Below are 18,357 nucleotides of genomic sequence, written 5' to 3'. Positions count from 1 at the left end.
ACTTCCCCTGTTGTCCCCTGTGGTGGCTCCGGACGTGCGGGTGTGCTCAGGCCGCGCGGGTGGAACGCTTTTCCTGCGCGCGGACGATGCGCTCCATCATGCGGATCGACTTGTCGCCCAGCGTCAGCGCGGTGTCCACCCACACTTCGGTGATGCCCATCAGCTCGTCGTAGCCGACCGGCTGCGCCAGGTTGCGGCAGGCGTTCAACGCCAGGTGCGCGTGAGGCGAACGGCGCTGCCTGTCGATGATGTTCTGCACGGCGGCGGCGCCCTGGCCCTTCGGCACCAGCACGTCGACCACGCCCAGCTTGTACAGCTCGTCGCTGGTGTAGATGTTGCCTTCCAGGATGATCTTCTCGGCCACCTGCGGCGACACGCGCTTGCACAGGAACGAGTACGCGCCCATGCCCGGGAACAGGCCGAACAGCACTTCCGGCAGGCCCATGTCCACGCCTTCCTCGGCCACGATGGTGTGGCAGGACAGCGCGATCTCCAGGCCGCCGCCCAAGGCATCGCCCTGGATCAGCGCGATGGTGCGCACGTCGCCGCCGAGGCCGGTGTTGAGGTGGTAGACGCCGTCGATGCAGCGGCGCGCATAGCTCAGCAGGCGGTCGCGGTTGTTCTCGCGGATCAGTTGCGAGAACAGCTCCAGGTCGCCGCCCAGGTTGAAGGCCGTGGCATCGGAGGCCACCACCAGGTGGCGCAGCTTGCCGGGCTGGCGCTGCGATTCGCGCAGGGTGATGGAATTCATGAAGCTCAGCACGTCATCCAGCATCTGGCTGCGGAAGCAGGGGCGCACGCCGGGTGCGGCGTCCGAATGCATGTACATCCAGTGGGCGTCGCCGCTGGGCTCGGATTCGACGCGGATGGTGGGGAAGGAACGGGTGCGCTGCAGTTTTTCGACGTTGTTCATGGAGGAGCTCCTTGGCTGGTGTTCCCGCAGGGTCAGGGGAAGCGGGGGACGGCGGTTTATGTGACACAGGTAGCATCACGCGCCGATCCTACACCTGAACGAATAATTAAAATCCAGTGCACGACGTGCCTTGCCGCACTGGAAACACGCCAAGGTCGCATCAGTATTCAAAAATGTGACGAATGTCTATAAATCGCCCCTAAAGTCCTGATGACAAAAGAAAAGGCCGGCTTGCGCCGGCCTTGTCGGGGTTCAGCTCGCGGCCGGTTTGGGCGGCTCGCGCAGCTCCTTGCGGAGGATCTTGCCCACGTTGGTCTTGGGCAGTTCGGTGCGGAACTCGATGTAGCGCGGCTGCTTGTAGCCGGTGAGGTTGTCGCGGCACCAGGCCTTGATCTGGTCGGCGGTGAGGTTGGGATCCTTCTTGACCACGAAGACCTTCACGGCCTCGCCGGACTTCTCGTCCGGCACGCCGATCGCGGCCACTTCCAGCACCCCGTCGAGGCCGGCGATCACGTCTTCGACTTCGTTCGGATACACGTTGAAGCCGGACACCAGGATCATGTCCTTCTTGCGGTCGACGATGTAGAAGAAGCCGTCGGCGTCCATCTTGGCCATGTCGCCGGTATGCAGCCAGCCGTCGGCGTCGATGACGTTGGCGGTTTCCTCCGGACGCTGCCAGTAGCCCTTCATCACCTGCGGGCCCTTGATGCACAGCTCGCCCACTTCGCCCAGCGATACCAGATTGCCGTCGTCGTCCTTCAGGCAGGCGTCGGTGGAGGGCACGGGCAGGCCGATGGCGCCGTTGTATTCGCGCAGGTCCATCGGGTTGATGCAGGCCGCGGGCGAGGTTTCGGTCAGGCCGTAGGCCTCGATCAGCGTCACGCCGGTGACCTTCTTCCACTTCTCGGCCACGGCGCGCTGCACGGCCATGCCGCCGCCCAGGGTCATCTTCAGGCCGGAGAAATCGACCTCGTCGAAGCCCGGCGTATTGAGCAGGCCGTTGAACAGCGTGTTGACGCCGGTGATGGCGCTGAAGCGCGTGGCCTTCAACTCCTTGACGAAGCCCGGCATGTCGCGCGGGTTGGTGATCAGGTGGTTCAGGCCGCCCAGCTTCATGAAGACCAGGCAGTTCGCCGTCAATGCGAAGATGTGGTACAGCGGCAACGCGGTGATGATGACCTCGTTGCCGTAGTCCAGCCCGGTGCCGACCCACACGCCGGCCTGCTGCATGTTGGCCACCAGGTTGCGATGGGTCAGCATGGCGCCCTTGGCCACGCCGGTGGTGCCGCCGGTGTATTGCAGGAAGGCGATGTCGCCGGAGTCGATGTCGATGTCCGGCAGCGAATGCAACTGGCCCAGGGTCAGCGTGTCCTTGAAGCGCACCGTGCCGGGGATGTCGTAGTCCGGCACCATCTTCTTCACGTACTTCAGCACGAAGTTGATGATGGCGCCCTTGGGGAAGCCGACCATGTCGCCCAGCGCGGTGGTGACGACCTGTTTGACCGGCGTGCCGGGCAGCGCTTCCTGCACGGTCTTGCCGAAGTTGTCGACGACCAGCAGCACGCTGGCGCCGGAATCGAGCAACTGGTGCTTCAGTTCGCGCGGCGTATACATCGGGTTGACGTTGACCACCGTCAGTCCCGCGCGCAAGGTGCCGAAGATGGCGATGGGGTATTGCAGGCAGTTGGGCATCATGATGGCGACGCGGTCGCCTTTCTTCAGCTTGAGTTCGCCCAGCAGGTAGGCGGCGAACTGCCGGCTCAGGGTGTCGATCTCGCCGTAGGTCAGGGTCTTGCCGAAGTTGCGGAACGCCGGGCGGTCGCGGTACTTGGCGAGGGCTTCGTCCAGCACGGACACGATGGAGCGGTACTGCTCCAGGTCCACCTCATGCGGCACGCCTTGCGGATAACTCTTGAACCACGGACGATCCTGACTCATCTTCTCACTCCCTCCCCAGGGTCTTTGGGTTGAATTCCAGCACTCGGCGGGCGCGCCTTTTCAGGCGCTTGGGGTGAGCATACCGTTACGGATGGAAAAGGCGAAGACATTGATGGGATCGACGACGACGGGCCGTTTCCCGCGACGGCTGCGCGGCTTGGCGGTCATGGCGCTGCTGGCGCTTGGCATGGTCGCGTGCCGCAGTGGATCGCCGGAGGAACGACTGCGCCAGCAGTTTTCCGCCATGCAGGCGGCGGCCGAGGAAAAGCGCGTGGGCGACTTCATGGAAGGGGTCAGCGCGGATTTCGCCGGCGCGCGCGGCATGGATCGTGCTGCGCTGCACAACCTTTTGCGCTTGCGCACGCTGGGCAATGCCAGCATCGGCGCCAGCACCGGCCCGCTGGATGTGCAAGTGCAGGGCGACACGGCCACCGTGAAATTCTCCGCCTTGCTCACCGGCGGCAGCGGTCGCCTGTTGCCGGAGCAGATGCAGGCTTACCAGATCACCAGCGGCTGGCGCCTTGAGGATGGCGAATGGCGGGTCTACTACGCGCAGTGGGACCCGCCGCGCTGACGGTCAAGGCGCTGGCGCCAGTCGCCCGGATTGCCAGCGATAGCGCAGCGTCTTCGCCACGCTGGGGCAGCAGCGCGGATCGTTGAGGCCCGGCCACTTGGTGTGCAGCACGATGACGCCGTCGCGCACCTGCAGGTCCTCCACGCTTCCCAGCGGTTCCTGCGTCTCGCCGGCGGGCTGGTAGCGCTGGCCCATGCGGGCCAGCACGGTCACTCCGTGGTGCCAGTAGGTGGGCCCGAGCATGGTCCACGGCACGACGATCTCGTCCTGGCCGTCGGCGTCGAGATCGGCCACGACGATCCTGCCGGCCTCGTATTCCTTCTGCGGGTTGCTGTTGGACGCCTGCCTGGTCGCGACGTACTGGTCCGCGATCTTCTGCGCCTGGGACTGATCGGGTCCCGCCGCCTGGACCGCCGGCAGAACCAGCGACAATGCGGCGGCCAGGCAGATGATGCGCAGCAGCGAACTGCGTTCCGGCTTCATGGCGAGCCCTCGTGGATGGGACAACGGAAAATCACTTGCAGCGCCGATAGGGCGAACCGTCCACCAGCGCGCGATTGCGGGGCGACAACGGCGGACCGCCTTTCCAGCCCTGGCCGTGGCCTTCGATGGTCATCGTGCCGGCCTGCTCGCCGGCGTTGAAGGTCATCAGCACGGGCCAGTCGCCCGGTGTTCCGAACGGGAAGAACCATTGGCTGGTGCCTTCGTAGAAATTGCCGCCATAGCTGGCGGCGAACTCGAGCCGGGTGACGCGCTCGGTCTTGCCCGCCACCTCGAAACTCATGCCGCCGGCATCCACCACGACTTGCGGTTGCCGTTTGCAGTCGCCCGCGGGCGCGTAGCGGCCGAACAGCGGAGCGAACGCCTTCAGGTCCTGCACTTCCAAGGCGGAAGTGGCAGGCGCGAACAGAACGCAGATGGCCAGCAGGATATGGCGGACGGCAGGGCGACGTGGCGTCATGGCGCGAACTCCCCCGAGGGACGGCGTGCCCCCCGTATTTCCCTGTACGCAGCCCGCGCGGAAAACCGGCAAGGGCGGGGCGCTTGCCAGGCCGGCGCTCGCCGACGATGATCCCCGGTCAATCCGGGATCGAGGGGACCTGTCCGATGATGTTGCGCTGGAGCCTGTTGCTTTGCCTGTGCATGCCGTTGGCCCTGCTGGCGCAGGAGCCGCTGGAATACCAGAAGCCGCCGCAGGAGATCCTGCGACTGGTGGACGTGCAACGGCCGCCCAGCGTGGTCACCGACAGCCGCAAGGACGTGCTGGTGCTGATGTACCGGGATACGTTCAAGACCTTGGCCGAGCTGTCCGACGAGGAACTGCGGCTGGGCGGCCTGCGGGTCAACCCGCGCACCAACATCGCCAGCACCGCCACCTATTTCAACAACCTGCAGGTGCAGCGGTTGGATGAAACGCAGCCGCGGCAGGTGAGTGGCCTGCCGGCCAGTCCGCGCCTGGCCAACTTCGTCTGGTCGCCGGACCAGAAGCGCATGGCCTTCACCCATACCACCCGCACGGGCGTGGAAGCGTGGGTGCTGGAACTGGCGACGGCGCGCGCCACCCGGCTGACCGAAGCCCGACTCAACGCCAACCTGGGCAACCCGATCGGCTGGTTCCGCGACAACCAGGCGCTGCTGGTGCGCATGCTGCCGGTGCAGCGGCCCGCCTTGGCGGACACCGCCCAGCAGGTGCCTACCGGTCCGACCGTCACGGTGAGCGATGGCAGCAAGGCGCAGAACCGTACCTATCAGGACCTGCTGAAGAATCCGCTGGACGAGGCCAATTTCGAGGTGCTCGCGACCTCGGAGCTGCACCGCGTCTCGTTGCAGGGCCGCAGCACGCTGTGGCGCGGAGCGGCCATGTACGCGGGCACCACCTTCTCGCCGGACGGCCGCTACGTGCTGCTGCGCACGCTGCGCCGGCCGTTCTCCTATCTGGTGCCGTACAGCCGCTTCCCGTATCGCGCGGAAGTGGTGGACATCGCCGGCAAGGCGGTGGCCACGGTGGTCGATGCGCCGCTGGCCGAAAACCTGCCGAAGGGGTTCATGGCCGTGCGCGAGGGCCGCCGCGACGTCGAGTGGCGCGCCGACCAGCCCGCCACGCTGGCGTGGGTGGAAGCGCTGGACCAGGGCGATCCCGCCATCGAGGTTCCCTTCCGCGACGAGGCCTTCGCATGGGAGGCGCCGTTCGACGCGCCGCCGCGCACGCTGTTCAAGACCATCGACCGCCTCGGCGGCATCACCTGGGGCGATGCGCGGCATGCCGTCGTGCAGGACTACTGGTGGAACACGCGCAACATGCGCCTTTACCTGCTGGACCCGTCGCAGCCGGGCCAGCCGATGAAAGTGCTGTCCAGCCGCAACTACCAGGACCAGTACAGCGATCCGGGCCGGTTCGAGACCCGGCGCAATGCCGGTGGCTATGAAGTGCTGGCACTGGAGGACGGCAAGGCGTGGCTGATCGGCGACGGCTTCACGCCGGAGGGCCAGTTCCCCTTCATCGACCGGATCGACCTGGCCAGCGGCGACAAGGAGCGGCTGTACACCTCGCGGCTGGACGACCAGGTGGAAACCATCCAGTCGCTGCTGGATGCGGAGCAGGGCACGGTGCTGGTCCGGCTGGAATCGCAGACCGAGTTCCCCAACTACTACATCCGCCACCTGAAGCAGCGCATCGCGCCGGTGCCGGTGACGCGCTTCGAGAACCCGTTCAAGGGCCTGCAGGGCGTATACAAGGAAGTGCTGACCTATCAGCGCGACGATGGCCTGCCGCTGACCGGCACGCTGTACCTGCCGGCGGGCTACGACCCCGCCGCGCCCACCGAAAAGCTGCCGCTGGTCATGTGGGCCTATCCCACCGAGTACAAGGACCGCGACAGCGCCGGGCAGAACACCACCAATCCCAACGAGTTCATCTTCCCCGGCTACGGCTCGCCCATCTACTGGGTGACGCGCGGTTATGCGGTGCTGGACGACGCGGCGTTCCCCATCGTCGGCGAGGGCGAGGAAGAACCCAACGACAGCTTCATCCCGCAGCTGGTCGCCAACGCCAGGGCGGCGATCGACGCGCTGGACGCGCGCGGCTACATCGACCGCAAGCGCGTGGCGGTGGGCGGGCATTCGTATGGCGCGTTCATGACCGCCAACCTGCTGACGCATTCGGACCTGTTCGCCGCGGGCATCGCGCGCAGCGGCGCCTACAACCGCACGCTGACCCCGTTCGGCTTCCAGGCCGAAGAGCGCAACTACTGGGAAGCGCCGCAGGTCTACAACAGCATGTCGCCCTTCATGCACGCGGACAAGATGAAGACGCCGATGCTGCTGGTGCATGGCGAGGCCGACAACAACTCCGGCACCTTCACCATGCAGAGCGAGCGCTACTTCAACGCGCTGAAGGGCTTCGGCGCGCCGGCGCGGCTGGTGCTGCTGCCGAAGGAAAGCCATGGCTACGCGGCGAAGGAGTCGGTGCTGCACCTGCTGTGGGAACAGGACCAGTGGCTGGAGCGCTACGTCAAGCAGCTCCAGGCGAATGGCGCTTCGACGGCGGGGGCACAGGAGTAACCAACCCTCTCCTGTGGGAGCGACGTCAGTCGCGACGATAGACTCCCAAAAGCCGGAAGCCAAGGACAAATACGGATCGCACGGATAAAGCTAAAAAGCTTTATCCGTGTTCATCCGTATCAACGCATCGCTTCCATAATTCCTGATTCTGCCGTCGCGACTGACGTCGCTCCCACAAGGAAAACGCCCGCCGTGCTGCGGCGGGCGGGGCTTCCGCCCACCTGGCGAGCGCTATGCGATCTTGCGTGAGGCCAATTGGCGGAGCACGTAGTGCAGCAGACCGCCGTGGCGGAAGTACTCCACTTCCTTCGGCGTCAGCAGCAGCACCTTGGCCTGGAACTTCACCTCGCGGCCATCGGGCTTGCGCGCCAGGACGGTGGCGACCTTCGATGCGCCGTCCTGCAGGCCGGTGACGTCGAAGACCTCCGAACCGTCCAGGCCCAGCGATTGCGCGTTCTGCCCCTCGATGAACTGCAGCGGCAGCACGCCCATGCCGACCAGGTTGGCGCGGTGGATGCGCTCGAAGCTCTCCGCGATCACCGCCTTCACGCCCAGCAGCATCGTGCCCTTGGCCGCCCAGTCGCGCGAGGAGCCGGTGCCGTACTCCTTGCCGGCCACCACCACCAGCGGCACGCCGCCGGCCTTGTACTTCATCGCCGCGTCGTAGATGGACATCTTCTCCGGCGGGTTGCTACCGAAGTACAGGGTGTTGCCGCCTTCCTCGCCGCCGAACATCAGGTTCTTGATGCGGATGTTGGCGAAGGTGCCGCGCACCATCACGTCGTCGTTGCCGCGGCGCGAACCGTAGCTGTTGAAGTCCGCCGGCTGCACGCCGCGTTCCTGCAGGAAGCGGCCGGCCGGCGAATCCTTCTTGATGTTGCCGGCCGGGGAGATGTGGTCGGTGGTGATGGAATCGCCGAACAGGCCCAGCACGCGGGCGCCGTGCACGTCGTCGATGTTGCCGACCGCCATCGACATGCCGTCGAAGTAGGGCGGGTTCTTGATGTAGGTGGAACCGCCGTCCCATGCGTACAGGGCGCCATCGGGCGAGGCGATGGTGTTCCAGCGCGTATCGCCCTTGAACACGTCGGCGTAGTTCTTGGCGAACATTTCCGGGCCCACGGTGCGCGCGATGAAGTCGCCGATCTCCTTGTTGCTCGGCCAGATGTCCTTCAGGTACACTGGCTGGCCGTCGCTGCCGGTGCCCAGCGGCTCGGTGGTCAGGTCGATGTCGGTGGTGCCGGCGATGGCGTAGGCCACCACCAGCGGCGGGCTGGCCAGGTAGTTCATCTTCACTTCGGAGTGGATGCGGCCCTCGAAGTTGCGGTTGCCCGACAACACCGACGTCACCACCAGGTCCCCGGCGGCGATGCCGGCGCTGACTTCGGTGGGCAGCGGGCCGGAATTGCCGATGCAGGTGGTGCAGCCGTAGCCGACCACGTAGAAGCCCAGCTTTTCGAGGTCGTCCAGTACGCCAGCCTTTTCCAAGTAGTCGGTGACCACGCGCGAGCCCGGCCCGAGCGAGGTCTTGACCCAGGGCTTGCGGGTCAGCCCCCTGGCGGCGGCATTGCGGGCCAGCAGGCCGGCGCCCAGCATCACCGCCGGGTTGGAGGTGTTGGTGCAGGAGGTGATGGCAGCGATGACCACCGCGCCGTCCTTCAGGCGCGCCTTCTGGCCGTCGATCTCGATGTCGGCGTAGCCCTTGCTGAGCGCCTCGTTGCCGACCGCGGAGCCGCCGCCCTCGGAGACGAAATCGGCGACCTCGGGGCTGCGCTTGTCGCGGCTTTCGGTGAAGGATGTCAGGTTGTCGCGGTAATTCTTCTTCACGTCCTGCAGCAGCACGCGGTCCTGCGGGCGCTTGGGGCCGGCCAGCGAGGGCTTCACGTCGCCCATGTCCAGGTGCAGGGTGGCGCTGTATTCGGCATGCGGGCTGTTGGCGTCGTGCCAGAGGCCTTGCGCCTTGGCGTAGGCCTCGACCAGGGCGATCTGTTCCTCGCTGCGGCCGGACAGGCGCAGGTAGGTCAGCGATTCGGCGTCGATCGGGAAGATGCCGCAGGTGGCGCCGTACTCGGGCGCCATGTTGCCGATGGTGGCGCGGTCGGCCAGCGGCAGGTGCTGCAGGCCCTCGCCGTAGAACTCGACGAACTTGCCCACCACGCCCAGCTTGCGCAGCATCTGGGTGACGGTCAGCACCAGGTCGGTGGCGGTGGCGCCCTCGGGCAGCTTGCCGGTCAGCTTGAAGCCGACCACCTGCGGGATCAGCATCGAAGAGGGTTGGCCCAGCATGGCCGCCTCGGCCTCGATACCGCCCACGCCCCAGCCCAGCACGCCGATGCCGTTGATCATCGTGGTGTGGCTGTCGGTGCCGAACACGGTGTCCGGATAGGCCAGCCACTGGCCGTCCTTCTGTGTGGCCATCACCACCCGCGCCAGGTTCTCCAGGTTGACCTGGTGCACGATGCCGGTGTTCGGCGGCACCACCTTGAAGTTGTCGAACGCCTTCTGCCCCCAGCGCAGGAAGCCGTAGCGTTCCTTGTTGCGGTCGAATTCGATCTTGCCGTTGAGGTCCAGCGCCTCGGGCGTGCCGAACACGTCCACCTGCACCGAGTGGTCGATGACCAGTTCCGAGGGGATCAGCGGGTTGATCTGGTCGGCGTTGCCGCCCAGCTTGACCACCGCATCGCGCATCGCGGCGAGATCGACGACGCAGGGCACGCCGGTGAAGTCCTGCAGCACCACGCGCGCCGGCATGAAGGCGATTTCGGTATCCGGTTCCCTCTTCGCGTCCCAGTTGGCGACCGCCTGGATGTGTTCCGGCAGCACCGTCACGCCGTCCTCGCAGCGCAGCAGGTTCTCCAGCAGGATCTTCATGGCGTAGGGCAGGCGGGCCAGGCCGCCGGTGGGGTCCAGCCGCTCGCCCAGGGCGGGCAGGCTGAAGTAGGCGTAGGACGTGCCGTTGACGTCCAGAGTGCGGCGGGTGGCGAAGGAATCGCTCATGCGAGGGCTCCTGTGGCTGGGGGGAAGGGGCTCAGGAGCTGCATAAGCCGCGGATCCTGTGCGTCTTGTCGGTGCTTGCGTCGATTATCCGCCAATTGCGTGACGGCCGTGACCCGACCATGGGAGGAGGGGCCGGGCAGGCGACGGAACGGCCTCGGATCAAGCGTTTGCGGGTGGATGGGCCGCCCGGAGCGACCACGCGTGGCCGGGTTCCGGGTGGAGTATGCAGGGAAAAGTATGTACAATTCCCGCATACTCAAGAGGCGATCCCCATGGAAGCGACCGTAGCCGAGCGTGGCCAGATCACCCTGCCCAAGGCCGTGCGCGACGCCCTGGGCCTGACCAAGGGCAGCGTGCTGAAAGTCGAGCTGGAGGGCAGCCGGATCGTGCTGCGCAAGAGCGTGGACGACGCGATCTCGCGCGTGCGCGGCAAGTTCGCGCTGGATGGCGGCACCGGCAAGGATCAAGCCGCCGGATGATCGCCGTCGACGCGCCCGTCCTGATCGAACTGCTGACGGACGGCCCGCGCGCCGACGCCGTCGAGGCCTGCCTGCGCCAGTGCCTGGGCAGCGGTCGCGTGGTGCTGAGCGATGCCGCGCTGGCGCAGGTCTGTTCTTCCCTGCGCAACGGCGCCGATGCGCTGGCCGCGCTGGAGGAGATGGGCGTGCACTTCAGCGCCGTGGAAGCCAAATCCGCCGTGCGCGCGGGCGAGATGCAGCGCCGGCACCGCCAGCGAAGCGGCGAGGCCCGGCCCATCGCCGACTTCCTGATCGGCGCCCACGCCCTGCTGCAGGGCGACGGACTGATCACCTTCGACACCGATTTCCACCGCGACTACTTCAAGGGACTGAAGCTGATCGTGCCCGCCATCGAATAACGAATACGCGTTTCCTCCTTTCCACCGCACCACCGAACGACCGGAGTCACCATGCTGGAAGCCTATCGCCACCACGTCGCCGAGCGCGCCGCCCTCGGAATCCCGCCGCTGCCGCTGACCGCGCAGCAGACCGCCGAGGTCATCGAACTGCTGAAGCGGCCGCCGGCCGGCGAGGCCGATTTCCTGTTGGACCTGATCACGAACCGCGTGCCGGCCGGCGTGGATGACGCCGCCAAGGTCAAGGCCTCGTACCTGGCCGCGGTGGCGTTCGGCACCGAGAACAACCCGCTGATCGACCGCGTCCGCGCCACCGAACTGCTGGGCACCATGCTGGGCGGCTACAACATCCACCCGCTGATCGAGTTGCTGGACGACGCCGAGGTCGGCACCGTCGCCGCCGATGCGCTCAAGCACACGCTGCTGATGTTCGACGCCTTCCACGACGTGCAGGAGAAGGCCGAGAAGGGCAACGCCAACGCCAAGGCCGTGCTGCAGAGCTGGGCCGATGCGGAGTGGTTCACCAGCAAGCCGGAAGTGCCCGAGAGCCTGACCATCACCGTGTTCAAGGTGACCGGCGAGACCAACACCGACGACCTGTCGCCGGCACCGGATGCGACAACGCGCCCGGACATCCCTCTGCACGCGCTGGCCATGCTGAAGAACAGGCGCGACGGCATCGAACCCGAGGAAGACGGCAAGCGCGGCCCGGTGAAGTTCATCGAATCGCTGAAGGCCAAGGGCCACCTGGTCGCCTATGTCGGCGACGTGGTCGGCACCGGCTCCAGCCGCAAGTCGGCGACCAACTCGGTGCTGTGGTGGACCGGCGAGGATATCCCGTTCATCCCCAACAAGCGCTTCGGCGGCGTCTGTCTGGGCAGCAAGATCGCCCCGATCTTCTACAACACGATGGAGGACGCCGGCGCGCTGCCGATCGAGCTTGACGTGTCGAAGATGGACATGGGCGACGTGGTCGAACTGCGCCCGTACGAAGGCAAGGCACTGAAGGACGGGCAGGTCATCGCCGAGTTCCAGGTGAAGTCCGAGGTGCTGTTCGACGAAGTGCGCGCCGGCGGCCGCATCCCGCTGATCGTCGGCCGCGGCCTGACCGCCAAGGCGCGCGAGGCGCTGGGCCTGCCGCCGTCCACGCTGTTCCGTCTGCCGCAGGTGCCGGCCGACACCGGCAAGGGCTTCACCCTGGCGCAGAAGATGGTCGGTCGCGCCTGTGGCCTGCCGGAAGGGAAGGGCATGCGCCCGGGCACCTACTGCGAGCCGAAGATGACCTCGGTGGGTTCGCAGGACACCACCGGCCCGATGACCCGCGACGAGTTGAAGGACCTGGCCTGCCTGGGCTTCTCCGCCGACCTGGTGATGCAGTCGTTCTGCCACACCGCCGCCTACCCGAAGCCGGTCGACGTCAGGACCCACCACGAGCTGCCGGCCTTCATCAGCAACCGCGGCGGCATCTCGCTGCGCCCGGGCGACGGCGTGATCCACAGCTGGCTCAACCGCATGCTGCTGCCCGATACCGTCGGCACCGGCGGCGATTCGCACACCCGCTTCCCGGTGGGCATCTCGTTCCCGGCGGGCTCGGGCCTGGTCGCGTTCGCCGCCGCCACCGGGGTGATGCCGCTGGACATGCCCGAATCGGTGCTGGTGCGCTTCAAGGGCGAAATGCAGCCCGGCGTGACCCTGCGCGACCTGGTCAACGCGATCCCCTTGTATGCCATCAAGGCCGGTCTGCTGACCGTGGCCAAGCAGGGCAAGAAGAACATCTTCTCCGGCCGCATCCTGGAGATCGAGGGCCTGCCCGACCTGAAGGTGGAGCAGGCGTTCGAACTGTCCGACGCCTCGGCCGAACGTTCGGCCGCCGGCTGCACCGTGCACCTCAACAAGGAACCGATCATCGAATACATCAACAGCAACATCACGCTGTTGAAGTGGATGATCGCCGAGGGCTATGCCGACGCGCGATCCATCGCCCGCCGCATCAAGGCCATGGAGGCCTGGCTGGCCGATCCGCAGCTGCTGGAACGCGATGCCGACGCCGAATACGCCGCCGTCATCGAGATCGACCTGGCCGACGTGCACGAGCCCATCGTGGCCTGCCCGAACGATCCGGACGACGTCAAGACGCTGTCGGAAGTCTCCGGCGCGGTGATCGACGAGGTGTTCATCGGCTCGTGCATGACCAACATCGGCCATTTCCGCGCCGCGTCCAAGCTGCTGGAAGGCAAGCGCGACATCCCGACCAAGCTGTGGGTCGCTCCGCCGACCAAGATGGACGCCGCCGAACTGACCAAGGAAGGCCACTACGGCACCTTCGGCACCGCCGGCGCGCGCATGGAGATGCCGGGCTGCTCGCTGTGCATGGGCAACCAGGCGCAGGTGAAGGAGGGCGCCACGGTGTTCTCCACCAGCACCCGCAACTTCCCCAACCGCCTGGGCAAGAACTCCAACGTCTACCTGGGTTCTGCCGAGCTGGCCGCCATCTGCTCGCGCCTGGGCCGCATCCCGACCAAGGCCGAGTACATGGCCGACATCGGCGTGATCAACGCCAACGGCGACCAGATCTACCGCTACATGAACTTCGACCAGATCCAGGACTACAAGGACGTCGCCGACACCGTCGCGGCCTGATCCGGCACGACCTGCAACAGACCAGACGCCCGGCAGCGATGCCGGGCGTTCTGTTTGGTGTGGCCGGATGCATGCGCATCTTTGCTACTACATGGACGGAGCGGGGCGCACTGGCAATACGGCGCGACCGCCCCCTTGTGGGAGCGACGTGAGTCGCGACGGGTGGGTTTCCGGGCGCGACTCAGGTCGCTTCCACGGCCGCAAACATGGCTGTGGGCTCGGGGCCACGGTCGAATCCTCACCCCCCCCCCATCTGCGCGCATGGAATGTGGGCATAGCCAGCGGTTATTTCCGCGCGGCGATGCGGCATGGAACAGTCGCGGTTCTTTCCGACCACTGCCGGAGCTCCGCTCGCCCATGCCCATCGCCCGCCACGCTTCACTGTGCAAGGCTGTCGCCACGACCGCCTTGTCCGCCATGTTGCTGCTGACCGCGCCGCTCGTTTCGGCGGCCGATGGCGCAGCCTCGCCGCTGCGCGAGTACTTGGCGGCCAAGCGCGCGGCCATCCAGGCGCAGTCGGCGCAGGACGCCGCGCCGACCGCGATCCACGGCAAGGTCACCGCCGAAAGCCGCTCAGGCGTGCGCCGCCTGCGCATCGGGCCGACCGGCGAATTCCAGTACATCAGCGACAGCGGCCGCGACTTCGCTGGCTACAACCTCGGCGCAGGTTCCTGGGATTCGCTGGTCGGTACGCTGGCCAGCGCGGTCGCCGACGAATACATCGTGCAGGCGGCGGCGCAGGACGTCCCGCTGGATGCGCTGGACGTGGTGTTCACCAGCATTCCCGAGCGCAAGAGCGAGAACCTGGCCTATCCCAACAATCTTTCCTACGTGGCCTACATCGACTCGCCGGCCACCGACGCGCAACTGCAGGCGCTCAAGCGCGCCGTGCACGAGAACTCCTCGGCCATCGACCTGGTGACCCGGCCGCAACAGGTCGGTCACGCGGAGGTCGAATACATCCGTACCGCCGCCACGCGCGATTCCAAGCTGCCACCGGGCCTGCGCGACTTCATCACCCAGGAAAAGCGCCCGGCCGTGCTGGCCAGGGAGACGCGGACCGCCGCCAACGACGGCAAACCTTACGAACCGAGGCCGCTGGTCGCCCGCGCCCACGTCGAACCGCATACCGGCCTGCGCCGCGTGTTCCTGGGCAAGGACGGCTACCACCAGCAATTGCACGACAGCGCACCGGGTCTGCTGGGCTACGGCCTGGCGCCGACGGTGGAGGAGCACTTGCTCGGCGTGACCGGCACTTGCCTGACCCACATCTTCGAAGTGCAGGCGGGCGCGCGCGACGTGCTGCTGGATTCGCTGGAACTCACCGTCGATGGCGACCTGAGCCCGCGCTTCGGAAGGAACGTCGCCGGACCGGCGCGTTTCAGCAACATCCGCTACAAGGCGCGCATCGAATCGCCGCTCACGGAGCAGGATATCGACGCATTGCGCCAGTCGGTCGAGGACACCTGCCCGCTGTACAACCTGGTCAAGGACGAGCAGACGCTGGAAGGCAGCATCGTCCGCGGCGCGTATGCGGATGCAGCGAAATAGGCGAAAACCGGCACGATGCGAGGAATCCGTCGTTCCAGCGGGTCCGCCCCGAAGGGAATCACCGGGGCGCACCCGCAAGCGTGTCGGTTCATCGGGAAATTGCGGAAAACGCCGAATTCCCGGTGTTTTCCTTATGCCTCCATGACGTGTGAATACGCGAGCGGCATACATGACCGTTCGGAATATGCGTGAAGCGAAAGAACACTTCTGCAACAGGCGCGAGCCTTCTAGTTTCACCTTCCACTCCAACGACAGGACAAGGCATCCGGATGGGCGTCTCTCTCCGCTCGCACTCGACCGTAGAACATCCCCGCGGAAATACGCATGGATTCGTACTTCGCCGCAGCCATCTGACCCTGGCTTTGTGCGCCCTGCTTGCGCAGGCGGCGCATGCCGCCGACACGCCGGGCGCGACGGCGGCGGAAGGGGAGGCTCCCGAAGCGCGGCTGTTGGACAAGGTGTCGGTGGTCGGCTCGCAGATCGCCGGCGGCGGCGCGTCGGCGGCGTTGCCGGTGGTCAGCGTGGACAGGGTGCAAATCGAATCCACCGGCGCGACCGACGGCAACGAACTGTTCCGCAGCCTGCCGCAATTCGGCGACGTCGCCTTCACCCACAAGTCGTCGACCAACCAGGGGCGCAACTCCAACGCGCCGCGCGGCGACGTGAGTTCCATCAACTTGCGCAATCTCGGTGCGGGATACACCTTGCTGCTGGTCAATGGCCGCCGCACCGTGCAACATCCCATCAGCGCCGGCGTCGGTAACACCGCGTACAACGCGAATGCAATCCCGACCTTCGGGCTGGAACGCATAGACCTGCTGCTGGACGGTGCGGCGGCGTTGTACGGTTCCGATGCCGTGGCCGGCGTGGTCGATCTGGTCACGAAGTCCAACCTGGCGGACGGCGGCGGCATCAAGCTGGAATACGGCAAGGTACAGGATGGCCACCGCGAAGACCTGCAACTGGAAGGCTATTTCGGCAGCGATTTCGCGGGCGGGCGCGGCAATGTTTCGCTGCAGTACGGTCTTTCGCACCGCACCGCGCAACTGAACTCCGACCAGTGGTTCACCGCGACGGACGGACGCCGCATGCTGGACGACGGCACCTTCGTCCTGGACCCGAACGCCACGCCCTTCGCGCAGACCTTCGCGAACACGGCGTGGGGTACGTTCCAGAAATTCAACAACGGCGTGGCGGTGGGCACGCCGTACTACGTCAACCTCGACGGCGATCTGGTGCAGGGAGCGGTTCCCTCGACGCTGCGACCGGACACGCGCGCCGAGCCGGGCGTCACCGAAACGCCGGCGGTCAAGAAAGCGAACTTCTTCGCCACCACGCGTTTCGACATCAACGACAACCTGCAACTGTTCGGCGAACTGGGCTACTACCGGTCCAAGGCCGAAGCGAAGCTCAGCGGCGAGTTCGTCACGGTGGGCGGCGTCGAGAATTACATCCATATCCGGCCGGATGCGTACTGGGTGCCTGAGGTCCTGCGCGAAGGCGCGGATGCGATCCGCCTGGCCAACTACTACGTGGCCGATTACGGCCTGCGCAGGCTGGATGTGGAAGACAGCCAGTCGCGCGTGCTGGCGGGGCTGCGCGGCTGGACGGACGGTGGCTGGAACTGGGAAACGGCGCTGGTGTATTCGCGCGCCCGCACCACCGACGTGCAGGAAGGCGGCCTCGCCACGGCCTTCGAGGCGGCCGTGAACCGCACCGACGCCTCGGCCTACAACCCGTTCAACGGCGGCAATCCGGCCAATCCGCGCATCGGCGACGCCACGCCCTCGGACGCCACGTCCTTCATCCTGCCCACCACGCGCGAAGGCACCAGCGAACTGGCGTTGTGGGATTTCAAGGTCAATCGCCCGGACCTGTTCCGCTGGTATGCGGGCGACATCGGCCTGGCGGCGGGCGTGGAGTATCGCTACGAAAGCCGCTTCGACGACCGTGACGAGAATGTCGATGGCACGGTGCAGTACACCGACTGGTACACCGGCAAGGTGGCCGAGAGCAATTTCTTCACCCACAGCGCCTCGCCGGACATCTACGGCAGCCGCAACGTGAAGTCGGCCTTCGTCGAACTGGCGGTGCCGCTGGTTTCTCCCGAGCAGGGCATTCCGCTGGTGCAATCCCTGGATCTGCAGATCGCCGGCCGCTACGAGGAGTACAGCGACGCGGGCGACGTGGCCAAGCCCAAGTTCGCCGCCGCGTGGAAGGTGAACGACAGCCTGCTGCTGCGCGGCTCGGTGAGTGGAGGGTTCCGTGCCCCGGGCCTGGAGATGGTCAATTCCGGCACCATCTGGCGCTTCGGCGGCAGCAGCGATCCGATTCGCTGCGAGGCACTTGTCGTGAGCGGCGCCCAACCCAATTACAACGCCTGCATCAGCAGCCCGCTGGTGCGGTACATGACCAATACCGCCACCTCGTACGGCGACAACGTCAAGCCGGAGACCACCAAGCAATCGTCGTATGGCCTGGTGTTCGAGCCGCAGTTCCTGCCGGAGCGCGCGGGCCGCATCAGCCTGAGCGTGGATACATGGAAGGTGGAAATCGAGAACCCCATCGGCACCATCGGCTCGGCCAACGAACTGCTGTACGACGCCTACCTGCGAGTGGTCGAAGGCACCAGCAATCCGCAGGTGGTCCGCGCCGCACCGACGGCGGAGGACATCGCCCAGTTCGAAGGCTCGGGCATCGCCCCGGTGGGTGCGCTTCTGTACGTGACGAGCAGTTACGAGAACCAGCAGCCATTGAAGGTTTCTGGCGTGGACTACGCCTTCAGCTGGCGTCTGGGCGATACCCGGTGGGGGAACTTCGCCTTCCTGCTCAATGCCAGCCAGTTGAAGGATTACACCCAGCAGAAGTCCCTGCAGGAGCAGGCCGTGGCCGGTGCGATCGCCAGTGGCCAGCTGCACATCGTGGCGCAGGGCCTGGGTGCGGCGAACGAAGTGGGCATCAATGGAGCCAAGCCGGAATGGCGCGCCAGCGCCGCGCTGATCTGGAACCATGCCGATTGGACGGTGCGCCTGCGCGACAACTACATCGGCAGCGTGATTGCCGGTGCTTATGGCGATGGCCGACCGTACAAGGTGGATGCCACGCAGCGCTGGGCCCTGTCGGTGAAGAAGGATTTCAGCGAGGGTTGGCTCGGGGGCAGTGCGGTGGAAGTCGGCGCGCGCAATCTTTTCGACAAGGAGCCGCCGCTCGGCGCTACGCCGCAAAGCACCGGCAGCAACTATCTTTCCTCGCTGCACGAGGCCTTCGGCCGTTACCTCTACCTCGGCATTTCCAAGAACTGGTGAATCG

Annotated in this window: 12 protein-coding genes; 7 read left to right on the top strand and 5 right to left on the bottom strand. The window is 66.2% G+C overall.

Features of this window, described 5'->3' with window-relative positions; all coding sequences use genetic code 11:
* Positions 1-46: 46 nt before the first annotated feature.
* The gene (locus AAD027_RS09230) at positions 47-913 is read right to left on the bottom strand and encodes a crotonase/enoyl-CoA hydratase family protein (RefSeq protein ID WP_341725726.1); all 867 of its coding nucleotides are present in this window, start codon (positions 911-913) and stop codon (positions 47-49) included.
* A 252-nt stretch (positions 914-1,165) separates the two neighbouring features.
* Positions 1,166-2,851: a long-chain fatty acid--CoA ligase gene (locus AAD027_RS09225; protein ID WP_341725725.1), complete on the bottom strand. Its 1,686-nt coding sequence runs from the start codon at positions 2,849-2,851 to the stop codon at positions 1,166-1,168.
* 166 nt (positions 2,852-3,017) lie between these two features.
* Here AAD027_RS09225 and AAD027_RS09220 point away from each other — a divergent pair, with 166 nt between their 5' ends.
* Positions 3,018-3,425 (top strand): nuclear transport factor 2 family protein, encoded by a 408-nt coding sequence (locus AAD027_RS09220; RefSeq protein ID WP_341725724.1) that lies wholly within the window; start codon positions 3,018-3,020, stop codon positions 3,423-3,425.
* A 3-nt stretch (positions 3,426-3,428) separates the two neighbouring features.
* On the opposite strand, the gene AAD027_RS09215 is transcribed toward AAD027_RS09220, so the two are convergent.
* Together AAD027_RS09215 and AAD027_RS09210 are read right to left on the bottom strand one after the other, a co-directional pair.
* A complete protein-coding gene (locus AAD027_RS09215; RefSeq protein ID WP_341725723.1) occupies positions 3,429-3,908 on the bottom strand; it encodes a hypothetical protein in 480 nt (159 codons plus the stop codon).
* 31 nt (positions 3,909-3,939) lie between these two features.
* Positions 3,940-4,386 carry a hypothetical protein gene (locus tag AAD027_RS09210; RefSeq protein WP_341725722.1) on the bottom strand — a complete coding sequence of 149 codons (447 nt, stop codon included), beginning with the start codon at positions 4,384-4,386 and terminating at the stop codon, positions 3,940-3,942.
* A gap of 146 nt (positions 4,387-4,532) precedes the next feature.
* Here AAD027_RS09210 and AAD027_RS09205 point away from each other — a divergent pair, with 146 nt between their 5' ends.
* Positions 4,533-6,986, top strand: a complete 2,454-nt coding sequence (locus AAD027_RS09205) for a S9 family peptidase (protein WP_341725721.1) — start codon at positions 4,533-4,535, stop codon at positions 6,984-6,986.
* Positions 6,987-7,217: 231 nt separating this feature from the next.
* Here the strand turns inward: AAD027_RS09205 and acnA are convergent, their stop codons facing one another.
* A complete protein-coding gene (acnA, locus tag AAD027_RS09200) occupies positions 7,218-9,983 on the bottom strand; it encodes an aconitate hydratase AcnA (protein ID WP_341725720.1) in 2,766 nt (921 codons plus the stop codon).
* A 272-nt stretch (positions 9,984-10,255) separates the two neighbouring features.
* Between acnA and AAD027_RS09195 the strand changes: the two genes are divergently transcribed.
* The 5 genes from AAD027_RS09195 to AAD027_RS09175 all read left to right on the top strand — a co-directional run bounded on the left by AAD027_RS09195 (position 10,256) and on the right by AAD027_RS09175 (position 18,353).
* Positions 10,256-10,462, top strand: a complete 207-nt coding sequence (locus AAD027_RS09195) for an AbrB/MazE/SpoVT family DNA-binding domain-containing protein (protein ID WP_341725719.1) — start codon at positions 10,256-10,258, stop codon at positions 10,460-10,462.
* On the top strand, positions 10,459-10,860 hold the full coding sequence (locus AAD027_RS09190) for a type II toxin-antitoxin system VapC family toxin (protein WP_341725718.1): 402 nt from the start codon (positions 10,459-10,461) through the stop codon (positions 10,858-10,860). Before AAD027_RS09195 ends, AAD027_RS09190 begins: the two co-directional genes overlap by 4 nt.
* 51 nt (positions 10,861-10,911) lie before the next feature.
* Positions 10,912-13,497, top strand: a complete 2,586-nt coding sequence (acnB, locus tag AAD027_RS09185) for a bifunctional aconitate hydratase 2/2-methylisocitrate dehydratase (RefSeq protein ID WP_341725717.1) — start codon at positions 10,912-10,914, stop codon at positions 13,495-13,497.
* Between the two features lie 357 nt (positions 13,498-13,854).
* Complete coding sequence (locus AAD027_RS09180; protein WP_341725716.1) at positions 13,855-15,048, top strand: OsmC family protein; 1,194 nt, start codon at positions 13,855-13,857, stop codon at positions 15,046-15,048.
* A 362-nt stretch (positions 15,049-15,410) separates the two neighbouring features.
* Positions 15,411-18,353, top strand: a complete 2,943-nt coding sequence (locus AAD027_RS09175; protein ID WP_341725715.1) for a TonB-dependent receptor domain-containing protein — start codon at positions 15,411-15,413, stop codon at positions 18,351-18,353.
* Positions 18,354-18,357 lie beyond the last annotated feature (4 nt).

This window comes from Pseudoxanthomonas putridarboris (genome assembly GCF_038321125.1).
Taxonomy (GTDB): Bacteria; Pseudomonadota; Gammaproteobacteria; order Xanthomonadales; family Xanthomonadaceae; genus Pseudoxanthomonas_A; species Pseudoxanthomonas_A putridarboris.
The sequence above is the reverse complement of the archived record's forward strand: the minus strand, read 5'-3'. Positions and strand labels throughout refer to the sequence as shown.